Genomic DNA, 22929 nt, shown 5'->3' with positions numbered 1-22929 from the left:
CCGACGTGACCAGGTACAACCTCGCCGGCCGGACCGTCGCCATCACGGGTTCAACCGGCGGACTCGGTTCAGCCGTCGCCCAGGCACTGCGCGAACGAGGCGCCAACCTCGCCCTCCTCGACCTCGACGCCCACGCCGTCAGCCAGCAAGCCGTACAACTCGGCGGACAAAACGTGGCTCGAGGCTGGGCAGCAGACGTCCGCCACATCGACACCCTCCAAGCCGCCCTGGACGGCGCTACCGAACACTTCGGCCGTCTCGACGTCGTCATCGCCAACGCCGGCATCGACACCATGGCACCGATGGCCAAGCTCGACCCCGAGGCTTTCGACCGAGTCATCGACATCAACCTCAAGGGGGTCTGGCGGACCTTCCGCGCAGCCCTGCCGCACGTCCAGGAACAGCGCGGACACCTTCTGGCCATCTCCTCGATGGCCGCATTCTGCCACTCGCCGCTTCAGGCGTCCTACACAGCGAGCAAGGCCGGAGTCTGGGCGATGTGCAACAGCATCCGACTCGAGATTCGCCACCTCGGTGTCACCGTCGGCAGCGTCCACCCCACCTTCTTCAAGACCCCACTGATGGACCACGTAGTCGCCGACCCCGCCGGGAACACCCTCTGGGGTGGCAACCAGACAGGCATCTTCAAGTTCATCGACATCAAGTCGGTCGTCAAAGGCATCGTGACCGGCATCGAACGCCGCAAGCCCATGGTCGTCGTACCCAAGTCGCACACCATCGTCGCGAAAGCACCAGGACTCGCCCGCCCCATCATCGACCGCATCGGGTTCCGCGGCAGCACCATCCCGGACGCCATCGCCCAATCATCAAGAACCGGCTGGAACAAACCGTAACCAGCCAAACACGAGTCGCCGGGCCAACGTCCATGACGCTTGTCGCCTCAGCCAGTGATAGGACTCGCCCGCCCATCGGCACTCGGTCGACAGCTGGGCCGACGGCTGGCCGAGAGGTTGCGTCTTTGCAGCCGCATACGACGCGGCAGCCAGCCGAGGAGGGTGCCGTACGTGCTCACCTCTTCACGAGATGCGCAACGCACTCCACATGGGAAGTCATCGGGAAGACGCAGATGGTGCTGAGCGTCAGTGCGATCCTTTGCCGACAACTGCGTTCATCCGAGGAAAGTGGCCGCTGACCTGCGGATTCACCGCCTGAGACGCTCGATGCGTCGGCGCCCCTCTGCGACCGTTCGCGATTCAAAGCGCGCCCAAAGCGCGCCCTCGAGCAGGCCGTGTCTGTCGGTCAACCGACCGCAGACGGGCACCCGCCTACCCGGACTGCGGGCAGCCAGGTCGAGCTGATCTACGACATCTGAGTCGTAAACTGATCGAACTACTCGTATTCGATCGCGCGATGGCCCCGGGACTCCCCGGGGCCATTGTCATTTCGTGCGGAGCCACGCGGTCCTCGCCGAGTGGGCAAATCGTCGCATTGAGAGGCACATCGGCAGGCTCTTTGGCCGTTGCGGCATGGAGCAGGTGACGGGCTGAAGGGTGAGGATCTCAGCAATCCCGCCGCGAAGGGTGCGGCTCTGCCAAGGAGTGATCACATGGAGCGATACGACCTCGCACTCATCGGCTTCGGCGGTGTCAACCGCGGACTCGCCGAGCTCATCGTCCAGCGCGGCGACGACCTTGCTCATGAGATGGGGTTCGCGCTCCGCGTCGTGGCGATCACGGACCTTCGGGCGGGATCCTTGGTCGACAACAACGGGATCGACCTCGTGCCGCTCCTCGCCACGGAACCCCACGCAATGAGCTTCGCCGGCCTGACAGGTGGTAGTGCCGACCCGCGCAACGAGTGGGTGATCCGCCACGTGCCATCGGACATCGTGGCCGAAGCGACTTACACGAACCCCATCGACGGGGAGCCCGCCGTCTCCCACGTGCGGTGGGCGCTCGAGTCCGGCAAGCACGTGTGCACCACGAACAAGGGACCGGTCGCCCTCGCTGGCCAGGAGCTCAAGGCTCTGGCCGCCGAGCACGGCGTCAGCTTCGAGTTCGAGGGCTCCGTGGTCAGCGGCACGCCCATCCTGCGGACGGCCCAGCGCTTGTTCGGCGGACTGCAGATCGAGGGGGTCCAAGGCATCCTGAACGGCACTTCGAACTACATCCTCGGCAGGCTCGCAGACGGACTCGACCTGCAGGCGGCCACCGCGGAAGCCCAGGAACGCGGATACGCCGAAGCCGATCCCACCGCCGATCTCGAGGGTCATGACGTGCAGCTCAAGGTCATGATCCTGGCCAGCGAGGTCCTCGGTGCGGAACTGAGCCGCGAGGACGTGTCGTGCGAGGGGATCTCTGCTCTCACGTCCACAGAGGTGCAGGACGCCGCGTCGAAGGGTCTGCACTGGAAGCTCGTCGGGTCGGCGAAGCGACGCGCGGATGGAACCGTGGACGCCAGGGTGGCGCCGCAAGCCCTTCCCGCCCATCATCCACTCGCCGGAATTCCCGGAGCGATGAATGCGGTGGCCTTCGACACCGACATCCTCGGCACGGTCACCGTTTCCGGACCGGGCGCCGGCCGCCTCGAGACCGCCTATGCCCTGCTTTCGGACATCATCGCGATCCATGAACGGCACCACGCCAGCGGCAGCGGCGCCCCCGCGCACCGCGTTCTTCAGGAGGCTCTCCGTGACTGACACCATCACCGAACCCGTCGTCGAGCTCGGGACCGCGGGGTCGGTGCGCAACCCGTACACGGGCGAGGTCATCGCCTCGGTCGCCACCGCGGGGGCCGACGCCATCGACAGCATCCTGGAGCGCGCCAGGCGCGGGCGCCGTACGGCCGCAGCGCTGTCCCGGGCATCCAGGGCCGCCATCCTCGATCACGCCGCGCGCCTGGTCGAGCAGCGGGCCGAGGCCTTCGCCCTGCTGATCGTCAGCGAGGCCGGGAAGACCACCATCCAGGCCCGCAAGGAGGTCGCCCGCGCCGTCAACACGCTCTCCTTGTCCGCGGCCGAGGCGCGGCGCAACGCCGGCGAGGTCGTCCCCTTCGACTCCTACCACGGTTCCGAGGACCGGCAGGGCTGGTTCACCCGCGAACCGCTGGGCATCATCGCCGCCATCACCCCGTTCAACGACCCGCTCAACCTGGTCGCCCACAAGCTCGGACCCGCCATCGCCGGCGGCAACGCGGTCGTCCTCAAACCCTCGGTGCTGACCCCGCTCTCGGCGCTCCGGCTGGTCGACACCCTCGTCGAGGCCGGCCTGCCCGAGGAGGTCGTCACCGTCGTCAACGGCGATGCCGACATCGCCGCCGCCATCGTGGCCGCCCCCGACGTGCGCATGGTGTCCTTCACCGGCGGATTCGCCACCGGCGAGGCCATTGCCCGCACGGCCGGCTTGAAGAAGCTCGCCATGGACCTCGGAGGCAACGCCCCGGTCATCGTCATGGACGACGCCGATCTCGACGAAGCAGTCGCCTCCTGCGTCTCCGGCGCGTTCTGGGCAGCGGGCCAGAACTGCATCGGCACCCAACGGATCCTCATCGCCCACCAGGTCTACGAACGCTTCCGCGACGCGTTCGTCGCCCGCACGAAGCTGCTGCGAGTCGGGGATCCGCTCGACGAACGCACCGACGTGGGCCCGATGATCACCCAGCAGGCCGCGCTCGCCACCCAGGCCAAGGTCGACGCCGCCATCGAACAGGGCGCCACCCTGCTCTGCGGCAACGACGTCGACGGCTCCCTCTACACACCCGCCGTCCTCGAGAACGTCCCCACCACCAGCACGATCTGGCAGGAGGAGGCCTTCGCCCCGGTCGTCGTCCTCCACCCGGTCGAGTCCTTCGAGGACGCCATCGACCAGGCCAACGCCATTGACTACAGCCTCCACGCCGGCATCTTCACCACACGCCTGGACCGCGCCCTCGCCGCCGCCCGACAGCTCGAAGCCGGCGGCGTCATGATCAACGACTCCTCCGACTACCGCTTCGACGCCATGCCCTTCGGCGGATTCAAGTACGGCAGCATGGGACGCGAAGGCATCCGCTTCGCCTACGAAGACATGACCCAACCAAAAGTCGTCTGCATCAACCACCCCCGCGCGACCTGAGAGCGACGGCCCCAGTCAGGCCGTCTCGGCCGGGCGCCGCCTTCCTCGAGCTCGCCGCTCGAACTCTCCGCTCACACTCCCGCTGCGCCCAGACAGGTCACCCCCTATGAGTACTCACCACGATCAGCACGACCACCGGCAGGATGACCACGGGCCTGGACATGGCCACGAACACGGGCACGGACATGGGCACGGACAAGGGCACGGTCACGGGCTGAACGCGCTGGACGCCGTCAACGCCGGCGCGCGCTACAGGCGGCCGCTGACCTGGGCGTTCCTGATCACCGTCGCGTTCGTCGCCGTCGAGTTCGCCGTCGGCATCGCCTCCGGGTCGCTGGCCCTGCTCTCCGACGCCGGGCACATGCTCTCGGACGCCGGCGGGCTGGGCATGTCGCTGGCGGCGATCAGCCTGGCCACCGCCGGCACCGCCGCAGTGCACCGCACCTACGGCTGGTACCGGCTGGAGATCCTCGCCGCCCTGGCCAACACCGTGCTGCTCTTCGCCGTCGCCGTCTACGTCGTCTACGAGGCGATCCAGCGGCTAGGTGCCGACCACGAGGTCGCCTCCACCCCGATGATCGTGGTCGCGATCATCGGCCTGGTCGTCAACCTGATCGCCTTTCGGCTGCTCGCCGCCGGCGCCAAGGAGAGCCTCAACCTGCGCGGCGCCTACCTCGAGGTGACCGCCGACGCCGTCGGTTCGGTCGGCGTGCTGATCGGCGCCACGATCATCGCCGCCACCTCGTGGTACTGGGTCGACTCCCTGATAGCGGTCGGCATCGGGCTGTTCATCCTGCCCCGCGCCTACAAGCTCGGCCGCGACGCGCTGCGGATCCTGGTCGAGTCCGCCCCCGCCCACATCGACGTCGACCACGTCGCCGCCGACCTCCAGTCGATCGACCACGTCGTCGAGGCGCACGACCTCCACGTATGGACCATCACCTCCGGGATGGACGCCGTCAGCGTCCACCTCCAGGTCCGCCCGGACGCCGACACGCACGCCGTCCTCGACCAGGCGCGCGAGGTCCTCCGCGACCGACACCGCATCACCCACGCCACCGTCCAGGTCGAACCCACCGACCACACTGGCTGCAACCTCGTCCAGTGGTGACCGAGGAGACAGCCCGGCTCGAGCGAGACTTCCTCGGCGAGTGCGAGATCCCGGCGGGCGCCTACTGGGGGGTGCACACGGCACGGGCACTGGAGAACTTCCCGATCAGCGCGACCCCGATCTCGACCCACCGTGGTCTCGTCGCCGCCCTGGGCGCGGTGAAGCAGGCAGCGGTCAGGGCTAATCGCGAGCTGGGGCTGATCGACAGCCGGCGGGCGGATGCGATCGACCGCGCCTGCCAGGACGTGCGCGACGGGCTGCTCGACGACCAGTTCGTGGTCGACGTCATCCAGGGCGGCGCCGGCACGTCCACGAACATGAACGCCAACGAGGTGGTGGCCAATCGCGCGCTCGAGCTGCTCGGGCTGCCGGCCGGGACGTACGAAGAGATCCACCCCCTCGACCACGTCAACCGCAGCCAGAGCACCAACGACGTCTACCCGACCGCCGTCCGACTGGCGCTGCTGGCTGCCCTCTCCGAGGTGTCCGTCGCCGTGAGGCGTCTGGCTCAGACGTGCCACCGGAAGTCGGCCGAGTTCTGGTCGGTCCCGAAGGTCGGGCGGACCCAGCTCCAGGACGCGGTGCCGATGACCGTCGGCCAGGAGTTCGCGGCGTGGGAGGCGACGCTTGCCGAGGAAGAGGCCCGGATCCAGGACTCCCGGGCGTTGCTGTGCGAGATCAACCTCGGCGCCACCGCGATCGGCACCGGGATCACCGCCGACCCGGCGTACCGGGAGGCCGCCTGCCGCCACCTGAGGCAGATCACCGGGCTGCCCCTGGTGCCGGCGACCAACCTGATCGAGGCGACCTCGGACACCGGCGTGTTCGTGCAGCTCTCGGGTGTCCTGAAGCGGACGGCCGTCAAGGTCTCGAAGATCTGCAACGACCTCAGGCTGTTGTCCTCGGGCCCCCAGGCCGGCCTCGGGGAGCTCCGTCTGCCGCCCCGTCAGGCCGGGTCCAGCATCATGCCGGGCAAGGTCAACCCGGTGATTCCCGAGATGGTCAACCAGGTCGCCTTCGCCGTCGTGGGCAACGACGTCACCGTGACCATGGCCGCCGAGGGCGGGCAGCTCCAGCTCAACGCGTTCGAGCCCGTCATCGCCCACGTGCTGCTGCAGAACATCGACTGGATGACCAGCGCGTTCGAGCGGCTGGCGACCCTGTGCATCGAGGGGATCGCGGTCGACGTCGAGCATCTGGAGGCCGTCACCTCACGCAGCGTCGGCGTGGTCACCGCCCTCACGCCCTATCTCGGCTACGCCGCGGCTGCGGAGATCGCCGAGACGGCACTGGCCGGGGCCGGCGACATCCGGCAGCTCGTGCTGGCCACCGGAGTGCTGACCGAGGAGGCCCTCGACGCGCTGCTGCGACCCGAGCAGCTGGCCGGCATCTCGGCCGGCATCTCCGAGGCCGCCCAGCGTGTGACGACGACATGAGACGATCGTCATCGTGGGCGGCTCGCTCGCGGGCCACCACGCGGCGGCGTGCCTGCGTGGGCTGGGGTTCGACGGATCCCTGGTCGTGCTGGGCGATGAGCGCCACCGTCCCTATGACCGCTATCCCCTGTCCAAGGGGTTCCTGACGGGGGAGACGCAGCGGCGGGAGCTCGACGTCGCGGGCGAGGTCCCGGACGTGGTCCGGCGGCTGGGTGCACGGGCGACCGGCGTCGACCTCGCCGGGAGGGCGGTCGTGGTCGAGGACGGGAACGGATCGAGTTCGACGGACTGGTCGTCGCTTCAGGGGCCGACCGCGCGACGTGGGCTCGGTGGCCCGGGCCCGGGGCGCCTTGGTGCTGCGGACCCTCGAGGACGCCACCAGGCTCCGGGCCCGCTGCGAGCGCCGGCTCGCCGGGTGGTCGTCGTCGGCGGTGGCCTGATCGGCGCCGAGGTCGCCGCCACCGCCGTCGAGCATGGCCACCACACGACCATCGTGGACCCCTCGGACGTGCCGACGGGTCGCACACTCGGCCGAGCCGTGGCCGAGCACCTGCTCACCCTGCACCGGGCGGCCGGCATCGACGTCCGGCCACGGACCCGGGTGCGCGACCTGGAGACGTCCGGGCGTCTGGTGCGGGGGGTAACCCTCGACGACGGCACCCGCCTGCCTGCGGACCTGGTGGTCATGGCAACCGGCACCCAGCCGAACGTGGAGTGGCTGGACGGCAGCGGGCTGCGCCTCGCGGACGGTCTGGACTGCCGCGCCACCCTGCACGCGGTGGGCAGTGACCGGGTCGTGGGCGCCGGCGACGTCTTCCGGGCTCCGCATCCGCTGCTCGGCGGGGAGTCGGTGCGCATGGAGCACTGGGCCAGCACCCGCCGACAGGCAGCGCTGGCAGCCGAGAACATGCTCGGCGGCCCGGCTTCGGCCCGCCCCCTCACCGAGCTGCCCGAGTTCGGCACCACGATCCACGGCGCCCGCATCCGGGCCGTCGGCTTCCCGCAGCTCGCCGACCGCGGGCGCGTCGTGTGGGCGCCCTCGAGGACGGAGCCGCGGTGGTGTGACTCTTTCGCGGACCGACCGCGATCGCGGCCATCTCGGTGAACGCGACCGCAGTCCTCCCCAGTGGGCCCCGCAGCGACAGCCTCCGCCGTCCGATGCTGGCGAGGCGGAGATTGCCAGTTTCGGCTTCCCGCAGTGTGGGCGACACTCGACATCACCGGGCCGTACCCTTGTCCGGAATGTTCGGGCAGAGACCTCAGATCGTCGCTGATATCGTCGAGGACCTTTCTCTTTCTCCAGCGCGCCTACCGGCCAGCCATTCAATTTCATAGGCTCTGCGCATATTGCAAGCCTACTCAGGAGACCATTCATGCTGTCGTTCGTGCACGTGCCCGCAGCCACGACCCTCGGGGAGCTGAAGCCCAACGGACACCGTCCCGGCTACGACTCCGGGGACCCCCAGACGTTCAAGCTGTCGTTCGACACCGAGCCCGTCGTCAAGACGAGCATCTGGGAGTGCCAGCCGGGTGGCTGGGAGGTGACCCCTCGCCTGGACACCGAGGTGTGCTACATCCTGAGCGGGCGCGCGAACATCACTTGTCACGCGACCGGCAGGCGCTTCGAGATCACCGGCGGCGACGTGATCGTCCAGCCCAAGGACTGGACAGGTCGCTGGGAAGTGACCGAGACCATCCGCAAGTTTGCCTGCCACGGCTTCGACTGAGCGTCGCGCGTTTCTTCAGGAGGTCCTCGGTGACTGAGATCATCACGCCGCCCGACGTCGAGACCAGGTGCGACGTGGCGGCCGGGACCGATTCGGGGTCGGTGCGCAACCCGTACACGGGCGAGGTCATCGCCTCGGTCGCCACCGCGGGGGCCGACGCCATCGACAGCATCCTGGAGCGCGCCAGGCGCGGGCGCCGTACGGCCGCAGCGCTGTCCCGGGCATCCAGGGCCGCCATCCTCGATCACGCCGCGCGCCTGGTCGAGCAGCGGGCCGAGGCCTTCGCCCTGCTGATCGTCAGCGAGGCCGGGAAGACCACCATCCAGGCCCGCAAGGAGGTCGCCCGCGCCGTCAACACGCTCTCCTTGTCCGCGGCCGAGGCGCGGCGCAACGCCGGCGAGGTCGTCCCCTTCGACTCCTACCACGGTTCCGAGGACCGGCAGGGCTGGTTCACCCGCGAACCGCTGGGCATCATCGCCGCCATCACCCCGTTCAACGACCCGCTCAACCTGGTCGCCCACAAGCTCGGACCCGCCATCGCCGGCGGCAACGCGGTCGTCCTCAAACCCTCGGTGCTGACCCCGCTCTCGGCGCTCCGGCTGGTCGACACCCTCGTCGAGGCCGGCCTGCCCGAGGAGGTCGTCACCGTCGTCAACGGCGATGCCGACATCGCCGCCGCCATCGTGGCCGCCCCCGACGTGCGCATGGTGTCCTTCACCGGCGGATTCGCCACCGGCGAGGCCATTGCCCGCACGGCCGGCTTGAAGAAGCTCGCCATGGACCTCGGAGGCAACGCCCCGGTCATCGTCATGGACGACGCCGATCTCGACGAAGCAGTCGCCTCCTGCGTCTCCGGCGCGTTCTGGGCAGCGGGCCAGAACTGCATCGGCACCCAACGGATCCTCATCGCCCACCAGGTCTACGAACGCTTCCGCGACGCGTTCGTCGCCCGCACGAAGCTGCTGCGAGTCGGGGATCCGCTCGACGAACGCACCGACGTGGGCCCGATGATCACCCAGCAGGCCGCGCTCGCCACCCAGGCCAAGGTCGACGCCGCCATCGAACAGGGCGCCACCCTGCTCTGCGGCAACGACGTCGACGGCTCCCTCTACACACCCGCCGTCCTCGAGAACGTCCCCACCACCAGCACGATCTGGCAGGAGGAGGCCTTCGCCCCGGTCGTCGTCCTCCACCCGGTCGAGTCCTTCGAGGACGCCATCGACCAGGCCAACGCCATTGACTACAGCCTCCACGCCGGCATCTTCACCACACGCCTGGACCGCGCCCTCGCCGCCGCCCGACAGCTCGAAGCCGGCGGCGTCATGATCAACGACTCCTCCGACTACCGCTTCGACGCCATGCCCTTCGGCGGATTCAAGTACGGCAGCATGGGACGCGAAGGCATCCGCTTCGCCTACGAAGACATGACCCAACCAAAAGTCGTCTGCATCAACCACCCCCGCGCGACCCGACGGTTGCGGTTGATGAGGAGTGCCTTCGCGATCGCGTTCCAACCATCGTCTGGCCTAAGGCCATCCTCCGCTGCGGTGCCCACTCATCACTCGGCGGCGCTCCCAGGTACTCAGGACCCAGAAGCTCACCAGACCGGCCCGAGGAACAGGCCGAGGGGTGGGATCGGTCAGCTCGGTGGCAGGAACGGCTGGACCAATCGCGCGCGCTTGGCCGGGTTGCGGGTGCGCTCCTCGTAGGCGTCAGAGGCGTCGAGCGTCTTGGCGATGAGTCTGGAGGCGATGAACCGGATGGGCTCGGGCTCCCAGTTTCGCGTGTGGTGCCCCACCCACGGGAGCGACGTCAGGTCGGTGCTGTGGCCCAGGAGCAGATCGCGCATGGTGCGGCCGGGCCCGCCCCGTCCTCGCGCTTGCTGCACACGCACGTCGTTCGGCCCCTTATTCTGAGGGCGCCAGCGACCGCCGTCGTCTGGCATGCACGCGGACGCTCAGTTCGTCTGAAACGCTTCGGATCTAGGGCGTCGCCTCCCTTCGCCGCCCGTTGACGACCGAGGACAGGGTGAGCGCCGTGACCGTGTCGCGAACCCCGGACATCTGTGCGATGTCCTCCCAGATGCCGCGGATCCGCTCGAGCGAGGCCGCCTCCAGTCGCACCATGATGTCGAAGTCACCGCTGAGGATCTCGCAGATGACGACCTCGGGGATGCGCGTGAGCGCGGCCAGGACGTCGCCCCCGCGCATGCGGTCCTGGCGGTAGACGAGTACGAACGCCGAGACGAGCTCGCCGGTCTCGGCCCCACCCCGGACGATGGTGTAGCCGGAGATGTGGCCCTGGCGCTCCAGCCGCTCGATGCGCTGGCGCACCGCGTTGCGGGACAACAGGACGTTGCTGGCCAACTCCGCGTAGGAGACGCGGGCGTTGCGGGTCAGCGCGGCGACGATCTTCTGGTCGATAGCGTCCATGGAGGACGATTCCTTCGAGGTCGGGGGCTTCCAGTTCAGGAAGCGGGGGCTACGGCGGGGAGGCGACCTTGGCTCGACCGCTCCAGCAGGCTTGCCAGAGCCTCGGGCGAGGCGGCGGTCGCGACCGCTCCTACCGACTCGTCGGGTCTCCCATAACCCCACAGCACGTGGACCGCAGGAACTCCCTCATCGGCAGCGCTCTGCACGTCGTAGCTGCGGTCTCCGACCATCAGGGGCGTGGAGACGTCGACTCCCTGCTCCCGCATGCGGCGCAGGCACTCTCGGATCACATCGCGCTTGGTGGCACGACGTTCCGCGTCGGACGTACCGCACACGGTCACCAGACGTGAGGCGAGACCGTGGTGCTCAGCGACACGAACAGCCTGGTCCTCGACCTTCGAGGTGGCCACCGCCATCGGCAGTCCGGATGCCGCCACGGCATCCAAGAGCTCTGGCACACCGGCATAGACGCTGCTGTTGAGGGCGCCCGTCTCGGCGTAGCGGCGCCTGTACAGCAAGAGGGCTCGCTCGGCCGTCGCCTGGTCAAGTCCCACGACCTTGCGGAAGGTCTCCCGCATCGGCGGTCCCACGAAGCTGCGCAGTGCGTCCGCTGAGGGCACCGGATGGCCGATCTCCGTGAGCGCGGCGGTGACACTGGCAGTGATGCCGGGGGCGGAGTCGACCAGGGTCCCGTCGAGGTCGAGGAGGAGGCATGTGGGAGGCATGGTGCTCACCTTCAATCGACGAGGTCCAGCGAGGCGGCGGTGATCGAGTCGGCGTCGATGCCGTGGAGGCGGTAGATGTCGTCCAGCGCTCCCGACTGCCCGAACTCGGTGACCCCGAGCGCGGAGTGCTTCACCCGGTTGACGGTCGCCAGGAACGAGAGGGTGTGGGGGTGGCCGTCGAGCACGGTGACCATCGGTGCCGCCTTGTCTGCGGGGAACACCTGGTCGAGCACCCACGTCTCCGCCGTCTCGTGGCCCTGGCGGGCGCGCAGCGCCCGGTAGAGCAGGTCAGGGCTGGTCACGCACACGACCTCGGCCGCGACGTCCTGTGCCGCAAGACGGTCGGCTGCTGCGAGCGCTTCGGGCACCACCGCTCCCATTGCGGCGATGGTCACGGCAGGTGATGGATGGCGACGGATCCGGTACGCGCCTGCGACGACTTGTCGTCGCCGCCGCTCTCGGGCGGTGGGGTCGCGGGGGACGTCGGCCAGCGACTGGTCCACCGGTCTGGTGGAGAGCCTCAGGTACGCCGAGCAGCCGTCGGGCCGCCCGAGTCGCGCCAGGCTGGTCAGCAGGGCCCACTCGGTGTCGATCGCGAAGGCCGGCTCGTAGGTGATGCATCCGGGCTGCTCCAGCCCGATGGAGGGGGTCTTGATCGACTGGTGGGCGCCACCTTCGGGTGCGAGCGACACTCCGGACGGCGTGCCGACGAGGATCGACTGCCCTCCTGCGTACATCCCGAACGACCAGGGTTCCAGGGCTCGTTCGACGAAGGGGTCGTACACGACGCCGATCGGTAGGAGCGGCTCGCCCCAGCGGCTCCAGGTGGCGCCGAGCTCGCCCAGCAGTCCGACGAGGTTCACCTCGGCGATTCCCAGCTCGATGTGCTGCCCGGTCGGTATCTCTCTCCAGTGCAGGATTGTCTCGCCGTCGTCGGCGAACCAGTCCTGGCGCTCACGGACCGACCACACGCCGACCTTGTTGACCCAGCCGCCGAGGTTGGTTGAGGAGCTGACGTCGGGACTGACGGTGACGATCCTCCGAGCGATCTCGGGCGCCTGACGGGTGAGGTCGAGCAGTGTTCGTCCCAGCGCGGCCTGGGTCGTGGCGATGCCGCCCGGCGTCCTGCCGGTGTCTGTCGGCACCGAGAGGGGTGGGATCTCAGGGGTCGGAGGGCGACGGAGCTTGGCGGCAGTCTGCCGGCACAGCGTCGCCGCGGGGGCGTCGTCCTCGAAGCCGCGCCACGGGTCCTCGAGATCTGCGCGGAGCTGCTCGGCCAGCTGTCGCATCTGGGCATCGGTCAGGAGGGCGGAGTGATTCTGCGGGTGCCCCCTGGTCGGCAGCCCGAATCCCTTGACGGTGTAGGCGAAGATCACGGTCGGCCTGGTGTCGTCGATCGTCGTGAAGGCCTCGTCGAGGGCACCCAGGTCGTGCCCGCCGAGGTTGCCGATGGCGTCGAGGAGCTCGTGGTCGTCCAGCTCGGCCAGCAAGCCGCGGATCCGTTGGCCGTCGGCTCCTGAACCGGGAATCCGACGGCGAAGTTCCGCTCCGTCGCAGCGCAGGAGTCGCTGGTACTCCGGATTGCTCATCGCGTCGATCCGTGCGCGAAGCTCAGCGCCCCCCGGACGAGCGAAAAGCTGCTGCAGCCGTCGGCCGTACTTGACGGTGATCACCTGCCACCCGGCGGCGGCGAACAGCGCGTTGAGCTTGTCGGCGGCGATGTCAGGCACCACACGATCCAGGGACTGCCGGTTGAGGTCGACGACCCAGACGATCTCCCCCAGCTCGCCCACGTTGGGATCGAGGACGGCCTCCCAGACCGCTCCCTCGTCGAGCTCGGCGTCACCGACGAGCGAGTAGTGGCGGCCCGAGCCGGCCGTGCCGACGTAGCGCCGGGCCATGGCACCCCAGATCGGCGCCGTCGCCCCGATCCCGACGGACCCCGTCGAGTAGTCCACTGGGTCCGGATCCTTCACTCGACTTGGGTAGCTCTGGAGGCCACCGAAGTCACGCAACCGTTCGAGGTAGGAGGCGTCCAACTCCCCCAGCAGGTAGTTCACTGCATGCAGCACAGGAGCCGCGTGCGGCTTGACGGAAACCCGGTCCTCGGCTCGCAGGTGACGGAACCACAGCGTCGTCATGATCGAGACCATCGACGCCGACGACGACTGATGGCCACCGACCTTCACTCCCGATGGATTGGCACGGACGCGGTTCGCGTGGTGGACGAGTGCCGTGGACAGCCACAGGACCCGGTCCTGCACGTCGCGCAGCACCGCGAGCTGGTCATCGGCGGGGCGGGCCGGTTCAATCGCGGCTGCGGTCATCGGGGGTTCCTGTGCGCAACCGTCGAATGCGCTCCATGCGGCGACACCAGGCGTTCGGTCGATCGTGCGGTCACAGCCAGCTCCTCAAAAGGCGCGATCTCGGTTCCCACAGGTTAGAAAGCACGTGATCCACGGTCTAGGCTCAGGCGCCCAGCCGAGTCAAACTGGCTTCTCATGTCAGTTGATCGATACGATCTAGCGCAATCCCGCACCAAAAGCACAAGATCGTCCAACACTGAACCCCAAGGTGGTCGCCACATGGAGAACCAGCCGTCCGCACCGACACCTCGTCCGATCGACGAGATCGACCTCGCCCTGCTGCGAGCCCTACAGGTGGACGCCCGCGCGCCGATCGGCACCCTGAGCGATGCGGCCGGCGTCTCGCGCGCGACGGCCTACGCCCGCCTGGCCCGCCTCCGCGAGGAGGGCATCATCGACGCGCTCACGGTCACTGTCCACCCCAAGCGAGTGGGGCTCGGCGTCAGCGCCGTGGTGCTGATCCGGTCCACCCCGGACAACTGGAAGACTTGGTCGTCCATGGTGCCGCTGATCGAGGCGATGGACGAGGTCGAGTACGCCGCAGACCTGGCCGGCGACATCGACCTCCTCCTGCTCGTGAGACTGCGCGACGTCGAGCACCTGCAGCGCTTCGTCACCGAAGAACTGCGCACCCGGATCCCCGGGATCGGCAGCGTGCGCACGATGCTGGTGCTCAACCAGACGCCCGAGCGATCGCTCGTGCTGCCGAGCGGGTGAGCCCAGCGGTGCCGCTGGCCTCCGCTCGTCCCAGCGGTGCTGGAGGTGGATCGGCTCAGGGCTGCAGCAGGACCTTGATGGCACGGCGTTCGTGCATGGCGCGGTAGCCCTCGGCCACCTGGTCGAGCGGGAGGGTCAGGTCGAAGACCCGCCCGGGGTCGATGGCGCCGTCGAGGACGAGGTCGAGGAGGTCGGGGAGGTACCGGCGCACCGGTGCCATCCCGCCCGCAAGTCCGACGTTCTTCTCGAACATCGGCCGGACCGGCAGCTCGACCCCGTGGCCCGCCCCGACGTACCCGACGGTTGCCCCGGGACGGGCGGCACGGCGGGCGGTGGTCAACGCCTCGATCGTGCCGACGCATTCCAGGACCGCGTCCGCGCCGATCCCGTCGGTGATCTCCTCGACGGTGGCGATGGCGCCGTCGCCGCGGTCGGCGACCACGTGGGTGGCGCCGAATGCGCGGGCCAGCTGCTGGCGCGGCTCGTGGCGCGAGAGCGCCACGACCTGCTCCGCACCCAGGCGTGCCGCGGCGATCACCCCGCACAGACCCACCGCGCCGTCGCCGACTACAACAACAGTGCTGCCCGGACGCACGCCCGCAGACACCGCGGCGTGCCAGCCCGTGGCCATCACGTCGGTGAGCGTCAGCAGCGACGGCAGCAGGTCGGCGGCCGGCACGCCGTGGGTCTTCACCAGGCTGCCGTCCGCCTGCGTGACCACGGCGTACTCCCCCTGACCGCTGCGCGTGGAGGCGGCGTTGACACAAGCGGACTGGACGCCGGCCCGGCAGTGGGCGCAGGTGTTGTCGCAGTGCACGAACGGCACGATGACGAAATCGCCGGGGCGGAAGTCCCGCACCCCTTCCCCGGTCTCCTCGACCACGCCGACGCACTCGTGGCCGATGGTCGCCCCCGGGGTGATGGCCTTCTGGCCCCGGTAGGGCCAGAGGTCCGAGCCGCAGATCGCCCCCGCGACCACCCTCACGATCGCGTCCGTGGGGGCCGACAACACGGGATCGGGTACGTCGCTGAGGCGGATGTCCCCCGGGGCGTGGATGGTGGTGGCGCGCATGCCTCAGTGCGTCTCGCGCCGCGCGATGTTGTAGAAGCGCACCGACTGATACTCCTCCAGGCCCTCGGCGCTGCCCTCGCGGCCTAGGCCGGACTGCTTGACGCCCCCGAACGGAGCCGCAGCGTTGGACGGCACTCCCTGGTTGATGCCGACCAGGCCGGTCTCGAGCCGGTCGGCGACGTTGAGTGCCCGGTCGATGCTCTCGCTGAACACGTATCCGGCGAGGCCGAACTCGGTGGCGTTCGCGCGGGCGACGACCTCGGCCTCGGAGTCGAAGCGCTGGATCGCGGCGATCGGCCCGAAGATCTCGGTGCAGGCCACCGCGGCATCCGCCGGCACCCGGTCGAGGACCGTCGGAGCGAAGAAGTGACCGACCGACCCCAGCTCGGTGCCGCCGGTGAGCAGCTCGGCGCCCCGCGTCACGGCGTCGTCGGTGAGCGCGCGCATCCGGCGAACGGCCCGGTCGTCGATGAGCGGCCCCAACGCGGTGCCCGTGCCCAGACCCGCTCCCACTGCGACGCCACCCATGCGTTGGGCCAGTCCCTCGGCGAAGGCGTCGGCGATGCCGTTCTGCACGTAGATCCGGTTGGCCCCGATGCAGGACTGACCGCCGTTGCGTAGCTTCGCCGCCAGCGTGCCCTCGATCGCCCGGTCCAGGTCCGCGTCGTCGAAGACGATCAGCGGAGCGTTGCCACCCAGCTCCATGGAGGTGCGCAGCACCGAGTCGGAGGCGAGTCGCAGCAGCGTGCGGCCGACCTCGGTGGAGCCGGTGAAGGACACCTTGCGCACGCGCTCGTCCCGCAGCACGGCCTCGCTGAACTGCGAGGCGTTGGCGGTGGTCACCACCTGCACCAGCTCGGCGGGCACGCCCGCCTGGCGGGCGAGCTCCACGGCGAAGATCGTGGTCAGCGGCGTGAGGTTGGCGGGCTTGATCACTGCCGCGCAGCCGGCGGCCAGTGCGGGCGCGATCTTGCGGGTGGCCATCGCGAGTGGGAAGTTCCACGGCGTGATGAGCACCGCAAGACCAACGGGGGCGCGGCGGGTGATGATGCTCGCGCCACCATCGGGGGCCTCGCGGAAGTTGCCGGCCGGACGCACCGCCTCCTCGGCGTACCAGCGCACGAAGTCGGTGCCGTACTTGACCTCACCACGTGCCTCGGCCAGGGGCTTGCCCATCTCCCGGCTGATGAGATGGGCGAGGTCCTCGGCGTACGCGACGAGCAGCGCGTGCCACTCGTGCAGCACGTCGGCGCGCTGGCGCGGGGCCGTGCGAGCCCAGGAGCGACCAGCCTCGTACGCCGTCGCGACAGCCTGCAGGGCCCCCTCGAGGTCGATGTCCTCGATGTGGGCGATGGGCTCGCCAGTGGCCGGGTCGGCGACCTCGATGCCGTCGATCGGCAGACCGAGACCAGCGGTGACGCGATCCGCGTGTGCGACGGCGGTGGGGTCCGCGCCGACGAGGGCGTCGTTGTTGGTGATGATGCTCATCGGTGTGCCTCCTCGGCGACGGACTGTTCGATGGCGGCGACGAAGTCGCCGACTTCCTGGTTGGTGACGATGTAGGGCGGGCTGAGCTGCAACGTCTCGTCGGGCAGGACAGCCGTCGGGCGGTCTAGAAGGCGGTGTAGCCGCCGTCGATGGGGAGGACGGCTCCGGTGATGTAGGAGGACTCCGGGGAGGCCAGGAAGAGCACGGCGTCGGCGACCTCCTCGGGGGTGGCGAGGCGCTGCAGCGGGATCTGGGACTCGCGTTGGCGGCGGTAGGCGTCGGGGTCGGGCCGGCGCTGGATGTTCGACTCGATGACCGGGGTGGCGGTCAGGCCGGGCGCGGCGACGTTGACCCGGATGTTGCGCGGGGCCCACTCGATCGCGGCGCCCTTGGCGAGCATGATCAGGCCGCCCTTGGCCGCGGAGTAGAGCACCTGGTCCGGCATGCCGACCATGCCGAGCCGCGAGCCGATGAGGACGATCGACCCCCCGCTCGCCGGCATCAGCGGGGCGAAGTGCTTCATCACCAGGAACGAGCTGAGCAGGTTGCTGTGCAGCACGTTCTTGGCGTCCTCGTAGGACATCTCGGTCAGCGGGGCGTTGGCCTGCAGGCCGTGGTTGAGCACGACCACGTCGACGGTGCCGAAGGACTCCGCGGCCTCCTTGGCCAGGGAGGCGACGAAGGCCTCGTCGTTGAGGTCTCCGGGGACGTACACGTCCTCGGGCCGGGCGGTGTCGAGCTGCTCGCGGCGACCGGTCAGCAGCAGCCGCGCGCCCTCGCGGCGGAAGTGCGAGCTCACCGCCTCGCCGATCCCGCTGGTCGCGCCGGTGACCAGCGCCGTGGCCTTCTCGAGTTTCATCTCAGGTTCTCCTAGGTGGGGTTCGGGGGTTGAGGGGGTCAAGAGGGCGGTCGTGAGCAGCTCAGCCGAGGCGGCCCCGGGCGGCGACCTCCCACCGCTCCAGCGTCGTGCCCTCGGAGTCGGTCACTAGCAGCTCCTCGAAGCTGGCCACCACCGGGCACACGTGGTTGGGCACCACCGGGACCACGGTGCCCACGGTCGGGCGCCCTTCGCCGCCGGGCACCGCGAGGAACCCGTGGTACTCGTTGAGCTTCCACAACACGGCCTTGCTCCCGGCGACTCCGCCGTAGCCGATCTCTGGGGTGCCCTCGCGGCCCATCGCCTTGGTGCCGACGTCGAGGATTGCCTGATCCGGCACCCAGTCGCTGACCACGGTCGCGGCCACGAACAACGCGATCTGGTCCTCCTCGCACGCGCCGAGCCGGGTGTTGTTCAGGTCGCAGAACACGTACTCCCCGGGTCGGATCTCGGTGATCACGCTGCCGGTGGAGTACGCGTACGTGGGGGTGGAGCCGGCGGAGACCACCTGCGGGGTGATCCCCACGCTCTTCAGGCTGCGTACTGCGGTGGTCAGCGCGGCCTCCTGGTCCTGCGCGGCCGGTTCCCGCGAACCCGGACCGGCACTGCCGTGGCCGGGGTAGGTGTAGACCCCGATCGGCACCAGCCCGCGGTTGCGCACGGCCCGCGCCAGCTCACCCGCGGCCTCCGGCGGGGCGCCGGAGCGGCGGGCACCGCAGTCGATCTCGACCACGACCTGGAGCCGCTCGGGCTCGTCCCCCATCGCGTCGACCAGGGCATCGATAGCCGCGGCGTTGTCGACGCCGACCCGCAGGCTCGTGGTCCGCGCCAGCTCGCGGATCCGCCCACCCTTGGTGCCCGAGGGCCACACCGGGTAGGCCAGGAAGATGTCGTCGAACCCGGCGCCGGCGAACACCTCGGCCTCGCCGACGTTGCCCGCGGTGATGCCCACCGCACCCGCCTCGAGCTGGCGTCGGCCGATCTCGATGCACTTGTGGGTCTTCACGTGCGGACGCACGTCCAGGCCACGCTCGGCAGCGAAGGCCTGCATGCGGTCGATGTTGCACTGCATGACGTCCGCCAGGACGATCGGGAAGGGCGTGTCCACCCGGTCGGCCAGGCGGTCGAGAACGTGTTGGAGCCGGTGCACGTGCACTCCTCGGTGTCGAAGGGATCGGTCGAAGGGGGAGGTCGACGGAGTCGGTGGTGTCCTACGCAGCCGTGCAGATCATCTGGATCTCGACGGGGCTGTTGCGCGGCAGGCTCGCCACGCCGATGGCGGTGCGCGCGTGCCGACCGTTCTCGCCCAGCACGTCGATGAGCAGCTCGCTGGCCGCGTCGGCCACCATCGACTGCTGACCGAACTCGGGTGTGCTGGCGACGAAGACCAGCATCTGCACGATCCGAACGTCGTCCAGCCCCCCGACCGCCTCCGCGGCGACAGCCAAGCAGTTCACCACCGCCTGGCGGGCAAGCTCGCGAGCAGTCTCGAGGTCGACGTCCCGACCGAGGATGCCGTGGCCCAGCAGCTCCCCGCCCTTGTAGGGCAGCTGACCCGCGACGTAGATGCTCGAGTCGACCTTCCGATGGTTCACGCGTACTTCGTGCTCTCTGCGACGGACGGGAGCTCCATGTCGAGCGCGTCGAGCCGCTCCAGGGCGGAGCTGCTGCGGGTGGGAATCTCAGCCATCTGTTACGTCTCCTCTTGGGGTGGGCGCGCCGAGGCACGTACGCCCACATGACGGGGCGCCTCGGACACCGAGAGGCTAGGAGCGCCCTTACGCGTGAGTCCATCTTCAGCGGCAGAATTGCGACGATCTGATGATCAGACTGCCAAATAGCAGCACGCTGACTCGCAACACCCACACCATGGAGCTTTCTGTCTGAGACGGCCCCTCGGCCCAGAGCCACCCGGTCATGCATCGCGGAAGCGCGAACCCGAAGGAGCCGCATCGGCAGTCGACAGGGGCGGAATCGGGAAAACCGGCCCGCACCACCCCCGCCCCCGTCAGACGATTGGCTGCCTAGAGCCCCGGCAATCGGATTCGTTAGGCAAGTGACCTGCGTCACCGAAGCCAGATCGTCTGGAAGTGTGCCGATCGGTCTGGACGCCCCGACAGAACCGACCCTAGCGTGACGCCTCGCGGATCGCCGGTCGATCTGGATGGCCTGTTAGCCGTGCCCCCGGCCGCGACCACCCGCGCACACAACCCCCCGACTCACCCCGGAACTCCGGCATGGTGCAAAGGAATCACAGGACATGACTCGAATCCTATGGGCGACCGGTGTCGCCCTCCTCGCCACGACACTGAGCGCGTGCGGCATGAACACCGGCACCGGCGGTGCTGCCGCGGCAGGGGGCGGCGGCCACCTTGTCTATGCCGAGCAGCTCGCGCCCGCTGCTGCGTGGGCTCCTGAGACCGATGACGCGCACCGGCTGCGCCGAGCGGGCTGCTTGGAGACGCTCCTGGGCATCGGGTACGACGGTGAGCTCGAGCCGATGCTCGCGACCGAGTGGAACCAGGTCGAGCCGACGACGTGGGAGATCACCCTCCGCGAGGGCGTGACCTTCCAGGACGGCACGCCGATGGACGCTGAAGCCGTCGCAGGTTCCCTGAACCACCTGCTCGAGGTGAAGACCCCCGCGCGGTCGTTCAATCCCGACATCATCTCGAAGGTGACGGCGACCGACGAGTCGACGGTGCAGATCAGCACCCCCGAGCCGGACGCCCTGCTCCCGCTCCGGCTCGCCAGCCCGAACACCGGAATCCTGGCCCCCAAGGCCTTCGAGGGCGCCCAGATCGACATCCAGGGGACCTGCACCGGGCCGTTCACGGTGACCGAGGAGGTGCCGCAGCAGTCGCTGGCACTCAAGGCCAACGAGAACTACTGGGGCGGCGACGTCGCCCTCGACACTGCCGAAGTGCGGTTCGTGGTCGACGGTGGCACCCGGGCCACCCAGCTCCAGGCCGGCGAGGTCCAGATCGCCAAGAGCGTGCCCGTCGCCAACCTGAGCTCGCTCGAGGGGGACACCAACCTCGAGATCCCCCAGATCGGGCTTCCGCGAACGACCGTGATGCTGCTCAACAACTCCCGCCCGCCGTTCGACGACCCGCTGGTGCGGCAGGCGATCCAGAAGGCCATCGACACCCAGCCGATCGTCGATGGCGTGTACGAGGGCGCCGGCACGCCGGCCGTCGGCCCCTTCCGTCCGGACAGCGGATGGGCACCCGAGGGCGCCGAGGCCATTTCGGCCAACCTGGACGAGGCGCGCTCGCTGCTCGACCAGGCCGGCGTCGACCCTGAAGAGCTGACGTTCGAGCTCCAGGCCTACATCGATCGGCCAGAGCTTCCCGACGTCGCCACCGTCATCCAGGCCCAGCTGGCCGAGCTCGGGGTCAAGGTCGAGATCAAGTCCGGCGAGGCTGCCGCACTGGAGCCCAGCTGGCTCGAGGGCGACTACGACGCCACGCTGGTGTCGCGGGGCTACCTGACTGACATGGCCGACCCCGGCGGCTACCTGCTCTCCGACTGGACCTGCAAGGGCAGTTACAACATGGCTCAGTACTGCGACCCTGAGACCGACCGGATGATCAAGGAGGCCGTGGCCCTCGAGGACGAGGCAGCCCGCGCCGAGGCGTACCGGGAGATCGCGGCAAAGCTGAACGGCGAGGCGGCCAGCATCTGGCTCCAGCACGAGAACGCGGTCTGGGGCACCCAGGCGGGGGTCAAGGGCTTCCAGCCGCACCCCCTCGACGCCTACGTGCTCACGGCGGGTCTGTCACTCGGCTGACCCGAGCTCGCAGAGGGCCGGCTCGCCTGCGTCCAGCCGAGCCGGCCCTCGGTCCCCAACGGCTCACGTAGCCGACCACGGCCACTCCGGAGGTGTCCTCGATGTTGATGTTCTTGTTGCGCAGGTCGTTGGTCCTGTCGGTCACGCTGCTGGTGATCTCGGTGCTGGCGTTCTTGATCCCCTACGCCGGGGAGGGCGACCCCGCCCGAAAGATCCTGCAGGCTCGCGTGAACGACCCGGGTCTGGAGCCGGCACAGGTGGAGGCACTGACTCGGGAGCTCGGCCTGGATCGGCCCATCTTCGTGCAGTACTTCGACTGGTTGAAGCAAGCCGTGACCGGCGACTTTGGGTTCTCCTACACGAGCCGGACCCCGGTGGGCGAGCTGGTCACGCCGGCGTTGTCCGTCTCCATCACCCTGGCCCTGGCGGCCTTGCTGCTGGCGCTCGTCTTCGCGCTGCCGCTGGGCATCGCCGCGGCGACGAGGCGTGGTGGGCGGCTCGACAACGCGATCACCTTCATCTCCCAGAGCGCCGTCTCCGCACCGGAGTACTGGGTGGGTCCGGTGCTCGTGCTGGTCTTCGCCCGCTACCTGGGCTGGCTGCCTTCAGGGGGCTGGACCGGTCCAGCGTTCATCGTCTTGCCGGCGGTCGCGCTCTCACTGCGGCCGTTGGGCTACTTCACCCAGGTGACCCGGGCGGCGATGAGCGAAGTGCTGGCCGCGCCGTACATCACCGCGGCCCGCAGCCGCGGACTGTCCTTCCCCGTGACCCTGCTGCGGCACGGGCTGCGCAACAGCATGCTGCCGGTGATGACGCTGTTCTCGTTCTGGTTCGCGGGACTGCTGGGCGGCGCCGTGGTGATCGAGGTGATCTTCAACGTCCCGGGGATGGGCCGCCTGCTCTACACCGCCGTCGTGAACAACGACGTACCAGTCATCCAGGGCGGGCTGATGTTGATCCTCACCCTCGCGGTCCTGATCAACACGGTCACCGACCTGCTCTACAGCGTCCTCAACCCAGCGATCAAGGTGACCAATGCCTAGTCTGACAGCCCCTCCGCCCACGACACGCGAGCCCTGGCGCCGTGTCGGTCCACCCTCCCATCGGCCGAA

General features: G+C 69.2%; 19 protein-coding genes. 11 read left to right on the top strand and 8 right to left on the bottom strand.

Translation table 11 applies throughout. The annotated features are described in order from the left end of the window. Positions 1-5 precede the first annotated feature (5 nt). From DDE18_RS05685 to DDE18_RS05650, 8 genes are all read left to right on the top strand, one after another. On the top strand, positions 6-854 hold the full coding sequence (locus DDE18_RS05685; protein ID WP_116571273.1) for an SDR family NAD(P)-dependent oxidoreductase: 849 nt from the start codon (positions 6-8) through the stop codon (positions 852-854). A 713-nt stretch (positions 855-1567) separates the two neighbouring features. Further along, positions 1568-2659, top strand: coding sequence for a homoserine dehydrogenase (locus DDE18_RS05680; RefSeq protein ID WP_116571272.1), 1092 nt, complete (start codon positions 1568-1570; stop codon positions 2657-2659). Continuing rightward, positions 2652-4073: an aldehyde dehydrogenase family protein gene (locus DDE18_RS05675; RefSeq protein ID WP_211754423.1), complete on the top strand. Its 1422-nt coding sequence runs from the start codon at positions 2652-2654 to the stop codon at positions 4071-4073. Before DDE18_RS05680 ends, DDE18_RS05675 begins: the two co-directional genes overlap by 8 nt. Positions 4074-4179: 106 nt before the next feature. Next, positions 4180-5184: a cation diffusion facilitator family transporter gene (locus DDE18_RS05670; protein ID WP_116571270.1), complete on the top strand. Its 1005-nt coding sequence runs from the start codon at positions 4180-4182 to the stop codon at positions 5182-5184. Then, positions 5181-6620, top strand: a complete 1440-nt coding sequence (locus tag DDE18_RS05665; protein WP_211754422.1) for an aspartate ammonia-lyase — start codon at positions 5181-5183, stop codon at positions 6618-6620. The genes DDE18_RS05670 and DDE18_RS05665 overlap by 4 nt, the downstream gene beginning before the upstream one ends. 13 nt (positions 6621-6633) lie before the next feature. Next, complete coding sequence (locus DDE18_RS05660; RefSeq protein ID WP_165821051.1) at positions 6634-7725, top strand: FAD-dependent oxidoreductase; 1092 nt, start codon at positions 6634-6636, stop codon at positions 7723-7725. Positions 7726-7993: 268 nt separating this feature from the next. Further along, a complete protein-coding gene (locus DDE18_RS05655; RefSeq protein WP_116571267.1) occupies positions 7994-8347 on the top strand; it encodes a cupin domain-containing protein in 354 nt (117 codons plus the stop codon). Between the two features lie 29 nt (positions 8348-8376). Beyond that, positions 8377-10056 (top strand): aldehyde dehydrogenase family protein, encoded by a 1680-nt coding sequence (locus DDE18_RS05650; RefSeq protein ID WP_211754421.1) that lies wholly within the window; start codon positions 8377-8379, stop codon positions 10054-10056. A 273-nt stretch (positions 10057-10329) separates the two neighbouring features. On the opposite strand, the gene DDE18_RS05640 is transcribed toward DDE18_RS05650, so the two are convergent. The 3 genes from DDE18_RS05640 to DDE18_RS05630 are packed head-to-tail and all read right to left on the bottom strand — an operon-like array spanning position 10330 to position 13831. Further along, positions 10330-10779, bottom strand: a complete 450-nt coding sequence (locus DDE18_RS05640; RefSeq protein WP_116571265.1) for an Lrp/AsnC family transcriptional regulator — start codon at positions 10777-10779, stop codon at positions 10330-10332. A gap of 35 nt (positions 10780-10814) precedes the next feature. Further along, entirely contained in the window at positions 10815-11504 is a 690-nt protein-coding gene (locus DDE18_RS05635) for an HAD hydrolase-like protein (protein ID WP_116571512.1), read from the bottom strand. Positions 11505-11515: 11 nt separating this feature from the next. Beyond that, positions 11516-13831 carry a transketolase-like TK C-terminal-containing protein gene (locus tag DDE18_RS05630; protein ID WP_116571264.1) on the bottom strand — a complete coding sequence of 772 codons (2316 nt, stop codon included), beginning with the start codon at positions 13829-13831 and terminating at the stop codon, positions 11516-11518. Positions 13832-14089: 258 nt separating this feature from the next. Here DDE18_RS05630 and DDE18_RS05625 point away from each other — a divergent pair, with 258 nt between their 5' ends. After that, positions 14090-14587 (top strand): Lrp/AsnC family transcriptional regulator, encoded by a 498-nt coding sequence (locus tag DDE18_RS05625; protein WP_165821050.1) that lies wholly within the window; start codon positions 14090-14092, stop codon positions 14585-14587. A 55-nt stretch (positions 14588-14642) separates the two neighbouring features. Here DDE18_RS05625 and DDE18_RS05620 read toward each other — a convergent pair whose 3' ends face one another. The 5 genes from DDE18_RS05620 to DDE18_RS05600 all read right to left on the bottom strand — a co-directional run bounded on the left by DDE18_RS05620 (position 14643) and on the right by DDE18_RS05600 (position 19619). Continuing rightward, complete coding sequence (locus DDE18_RS05620) at positions 14643-15659, bottom strand: zinc-binding dehydrogenase (RefSeq protein WP_116571262.1); 1017 nt, start codon at positions 15657-15659, stop codon at positions 14643-14645. A 3-nt stretch (positions 15660-15662) separates the two neighbouring features. Beyond that, positions 15663-17147 carry an NAD-dependent succinate-semialdehyde dehydrogenase gene (locus DDE18_RS05615; protein ID WP_116571261.1) on the bottom strand — a complete coding sequence of 495 codons (1485 nt, stop codon included), beginning with the start codon at positions 17145-17147 and terminating at the stop codon, positions 15663-15665. 124 nt (positions 17148-17271) lie between these two features. Beyond that, positions 17272-18006, bottom strand: a complete 735-nt coding sequence (locus DDE18_RS05610) for an SDR family NAD(P)-dependent oxidoreductase (RefSeq protein WP_116571260.1) — start codon at positions 18004-18006, stop codon at positions 17272-17274. A gap of 61 nt (positions 18007-18067) precedes the next feature. Beyond that, a complete protein-coding gene (locus DDE18_RS05605; protein WP_116571259.1) occupies positions 18068-19174 on the bottom strand; it encodes an alanine racemase in 1107 nt (368 codons plus the stop codon). 61 nt (positions 19175-19235) lie between these two features. Next, entirely contained in the window at positions 19236-19619 is a 384-nt protein-coding gene (locus tag DDE18_RS05600) for a RidA family protein (protein WP_211754420.1), read from the bottom strand. A gap of 665 nt (positions 19620-20284) precedes the next feature. On the opposite strand from DDE18_RS05600, the gene DDE18_RS05595 reads away from it, so the two are divergent. Further along, a complete protein-coding gene (locus DDE18_RS05595; protein WP_116571258.1) occupies positions 20285-21817 on the top strand; it encodes an ABC transporter substrate-binding protein in 1533 nt (510 codons plus the stop codon). 101 nt (positions 21818-21918) lie between these two features. Then, positions 21919-22860 (top strand): ABC transporter permease, encoded by a 942-nt coding sequence (locus DDE18_RS05590; protein WP_116571257.1) that lies wholly within the window; start codon positions 21919-21921, stop codon positions 22858-22860. Positions 22861-22929 lie beyond the last annotated feature (69 nt).

This window comes from Nocardioides gansuensis, from assembly GCF_003076135.1.
Classification (GTDB): Bacteria; Actinomycetota; Actinomycetes; order Propionibacteriales; family Nocardioidaceae; genus Nocardioides; species Nocardioides gansuensis.
Note: the sequence above shows the minus strand (reverse complement) of the source record. Positions and strands in the feature narration are given on the sequence as shown.